Here is a 4,341-nt window from a genome sequence, read left to right as displayed (position 1 = left end):
CACTCGGCCATCCGGGCGGCGAACACCGGCGAGGCCTCCAGCAGCCCCACCGCCATCCCGGCCCACTGCGCCCCCTGACCGGGGAACACGAACACCGGACGGACGTCTCCCGCCGACGCCGTGCCGGTCACGGTGCCGGGGAAGGTGCGCTTCTCGGCCAGCGCGGCCAGCGCCGCCTCGAAGTCGGCGCGCTCGCCGGCGGTGATCGCCGCGCGGTGCTCGAAGCGGGCGCGGGTCAGGGCCAGCGAGTAGCCGATGTCCGCCACCGACGCCCCGGCGTCCGCGCGCAGATGCGCCAGGAGCTTGGCGGCCTGGGCACGCAGCGCGGCCTGCGTCTTGCCCGACAGCACCCACGGCACCGCACCCACCGGGGCCGGGGCCTCCTCCGGCTCGGCCGGCTCCTCGGCCGGCTCCTCGGCCGGGGCCTGCTCCAGGATCACGTGCGCGTTGGTGCCGCTGATGCCGAAGGAGGAGACGCCGGCCCGGCGCGGCGCACCGGTCTCCGGCCAGGGACGGTGTTCGTCGATCAGCTCGACTGCACCGGCGGTCCAGTCGACATGGGTGGAGGGCTCGTCGATGTGGAGGCTCTGGGGCAGCACACCGTGCTGCATGGCCAGGACCATCTTCATCACACCGGCGACGCCGGCGGCGGCCTGGGTGTGGCCGATGTTCGACTTGACCGAGCCCAGCAGCAGCGGCCGGTCCTCCGGCCGCTCCTGGCCGTAGGTGGCCAGCAGCGCCTGCGCCTCGATCGGGTCACCGAGCTTCGTGCCGGTGCCGTGCGCCTCGACCACGTCGACCTGGTCGGCGGAGACCTTCGCGTTGGCGAGCGCGGCGCGGATGACCCGCTGCTGCGACGGGCCGTTGGGGGCGGTCAGGCCGTTGGAGGCGCCGTCCTGGTTGATCGCCGAGCCGCGCACGACGGCGAGGACCTGGTGGCCGTTGCGGCGGGCGTCCGACAGCCGCTCCAGGAGGAGGATGCCGACGCCCTCGGCCATGCCCATGCCGTCGGCGGCGTCCGCGAACGCCTTGCACCGGCCGTCGCGGGCCAGGCCCTGCTGGCGGCTGAACTCCATCAGACCGGCCGGGTTGGGCATGATCGAGGCGCCGCCCGCGAGGGCCATGGAGCACTCGCCGTTGCGCAGGGACTGCACGGCCAGGTGCAGGGCGACCAGGGACGACGAGCACGCCGTGTCGAGGGTGACCGCCGGGCCCTCCAGGCCGAGGGTGTAGGAGATACGGCCGGACAGCACGGAGGTCACCGTGCCGGTGAGGATGTATCCCTCCGAGCCGGCGGAGCCGCTGAGGTCGCCGCCATAGCCCTGGCCGGCCGCACCGACGAACACGCCGGTGGCGCTGCCGGCGACGGTCGTCGGGTCGACACCGGCGCGCTCCAGCGCCTCCCACGAAGTCTCCAGCAGGAGCCGCTGCTGCGGGTCCATGGCCAGGGCCTCGCGCGGCGAGATCCCGAAGAAGCCGGGGTCGAAGTCGCCCGCGTCGTGCAGGAAGCCGCCTTCGAGGGCGTAGATCTTGCCCGTGGCGGACGGGTCCGGATCGTAGAGGTCCTCGATGTTCCAGCCGCGGTCGGCGGGCAGCCCCGAAATGCCGTCACCGCCCGAGGACAGCAGGTTCCACAGCTCGTCGGGCGTGTTTATGGCCCCCGGAAGACGGCAGCTCATGGAGACGATCGCGATCGGCTCCGCTTCCTGGGACTCGACGTCACGAAGGTGTTGGCGAGTCTGCTGCAGCTCGGCGACCACACGGGTCAGGTACTCCCGCAGCTTCTCTTCGTCCGCCATCGAAACGTCGCTCCCGTCGGGTCTGACTCGCTGTGAATGGGTGCTGCTGTGCTCGGAGGGGGAGGAGGGAGGCAGGGTCAGGAGAGTCCAAGATCCCTGTCGATCAGATCGAACAGCTCCTCGTTAGTAGCGGACTCGAGTCCTGCCATAGCGTCGTCCTGACCTGTCGGCGCCTGATCGTCGTGCAGGCCCCGGCTGAGCTTCGACAGCAGCGCCTCGAGCCGCATGACGACCCTGACCCGGCCGATGTCGTCGCTGGTGCGGGCGGCGAGCGCCTCCTCCAGGCGGTCCAGTTCCTCGGCTGCGGGCAGCACATGCCCTGGTGCCGTGGGCAGCACCTCGGCCTTGAGGAAGGCAGCGAGCGCGACCGGCGTCGGGTGGTCGAACACCATGGTCGCGGGGAGCCGTAGTCCGGTGGCCGTACCAAGACGGTTGCGGAGTTCGACGGCGGTCAGCGAGTCGAAGCCGAGATCCTGGAAGGGCCGCCGGGCCTCGACGTCCTGGGCGGAGGAGTGTCCGAGCACCGACGCGGTGTGTTCCCGTACGAGGTCCAGGACCAGCTGGTCCTGCTCGGCCCCGGACAGCGCGGCGAGCTTCGCGCGCAGGGCGGGCGCGGACCCGGCCGTGTCGGAGACCGAGGCCTCCTGCCGCGCGCCGAGTTCGCGGACCTGCGGGATCTCCGCGATCAGCGGCCGGTCGCCGCTCATCGTGAAGACCGGCGCGAAGCGCTCCCAGTCCATGTCGGCGAGCACGACCGCGGTGTCGTCGTGGTCGAGGGCCTGCTGGAGGGCGACCATCGCGAGCTCCGGTCGCAGCGCCAGCACACCGTGCCGGGTGAGGGGTCCTTCTCCCCCTCCGTCGCCCTCGCCCGCGCCGGCGGCCATGCCGCCCGCGGCCCACGGGCCCCACGCCACCGCGGTGGCCGGCACCCCGCGGGCCCTGCTCTGCTGGGCGAGCGCGTCGAGATAGGCGTTGGCGGCCGCGTACACGCCGTGGTCGCCGACGCCCCAGACACCGGCGACGGACGTGAAGTGGACGACCGCGTCGAGTCCGGCCGGGTCGAGGAGTTCGTCGAAGTGCCGGGCTCCGGAGACCTTGCCGTTCGCGACGTACGCCGCCGCTTCCGGACCACACTCGGTCAGCGGGGCCAGCAGGCCGACACCCGCCGCGTGCATGACCGTACGGACCTCGTCGCCGTCCGCGGCCAACTTGGCGAGCAGTTCCTCGACAGCGGCGCGCTCGGCGACGTCGCAGGCGGCGACCGTCACCCGGCTGCCGGCGGCCTCCAGTTCCGCCTTCAGTTCCAGGGCACCAGGGGCCTCTTCGCCCCGGCGGCTGGTCAGTACGAGGTGCTCGGCACCGTTCGCGGCCAGCCAGCGGGAGACGTGCCCGCCGATGGCTCCCGTGCCGCCGGTGACGATCACGGTGCCCCGCGGCCGCCACTGGCGGCGCGCCTTCGCGCCGTTGGTGGCGGCCGGGACGAGCCGCCGGGTGAAGACACCGGAGGCCCGCACCGCCACCTGGTCCTCGACACCGCCCTTCGGCGGTCCCGCCGCAGCGGTGCGCTGCGCCAGCACCGAGACCATACGGCTCAGGTCGTTCGTGTCGGGCGTCTCCGGCAGGTCGACGAGACCACCCCAGCGCTTGGCGTGCTCCAGGGCCGCGACCCTGCCGAGACCCCACATCTGCGCCTGTACCGGCCGGGCGGGACCGTCCGAGCCGCTGACGGCGACCGCGGTACGGGTCACCGACCACAGCGGCACGTCGAGTTCGGCGTCGGCCATGGCCTTGATGAGGGCGAGAGCGTCCGTGACACCGGTCGGCACGACCTCGTGCTCGAAGTGCGGACGCTCGTCCATGGCCAGCAGTGACAGCACACCGCTGAGCGGAGCACCGGCGTCTGCGGAGGTGGAGACGGCCGTCCGCAGACGGGCGGACAGATCCGGCTCGTCGGCGGGGCGCAGGAGGTCGACAGAGGCTCCGTGTCCGGTCAGCGCGGCGACGCAGGCGTCGACGAGAGCGTCGTCGGCACCTTCGGCGGGCACGACCAGCAGCCATGTACCGCTCAGTGCGGGCACGGCCGTCTCCGTGAGCGGCCGCCACACCACCTTGTAACGCCAGGAGTCGGCGACGGAGCGCTCGCGCTGCTCCTGGTGCCAGGTGGATAGGACCGGCAGGACGTCACCGAGCGCGGCGACCTTCTCGTCGTCACCGAGGTCGAGGGTCTCCGAGAGCGCGGTCAGGTCCGCCTGGTGGACGGCCTGCCAGAAGGCGGCGTCCACGGCGTCACCGGCCTTGCCCGGGTGGGAGGTCTGCTGTTCGTCGGGGCTGCCGAAGGACACCTCGGGCCAGTAGTGACGGTGCTGGAAGGGGTAGGTGGGCAGGTCGGTGCGGCGGGCGCCGGTGCCGGCGTAGAAGGCGGTCCAGTCCACGCGGGTGCCGTGGGTGTGGAGCTCGGCCAGGGCGGTGACGAGGGCGTCGGCCTCGGGCCGGTTCTTGCGCAGGGCCGGGACGAAGGCGGCCTCGGTGGTGTCGGTGAGGG

2 protein-coding genes are annotated in these 4,341 nt (G+C 72.8%); both read right to left on the bottom strand.

Features of this window, described 5'->3' with window-relative positions; translation table 11 throughout:
* The coding region (locus tag AB0I73_RS40525; RefSeq protein WP_363045391.1) for a type I polyketide synthase at positions 1-1,799 on the bottom strand (1,799 nt) is incomplete at its 3' end.
* A 77-nt stretch (positions 1,800-1,876) separates the two neighbouring features.
* Positions 1,877-4,341, bottom strand: a 2,465-nt coding sequence (locus AB0I73_RS40520; protein ID WP_363045390.1) for an SDR family NAD(P)-dependent oxidoreductase, incomplete at its 5' end; no start/stop codon positions are given.

The organism is Streptomyces sp. NPDC050388, from assembly GCF_040655635.1.
In the GTDB taxonomy this organism is placed as follows: Bacteria; Actinomycetota; Actinomycetes; order Streptomycetales; family Streptomycetaceae; genus Streptomyces.
Note: the sequence above shows the minus strand (reverse complement) of the source record. Positions and strands in the feature narration are given on the sequence as shown.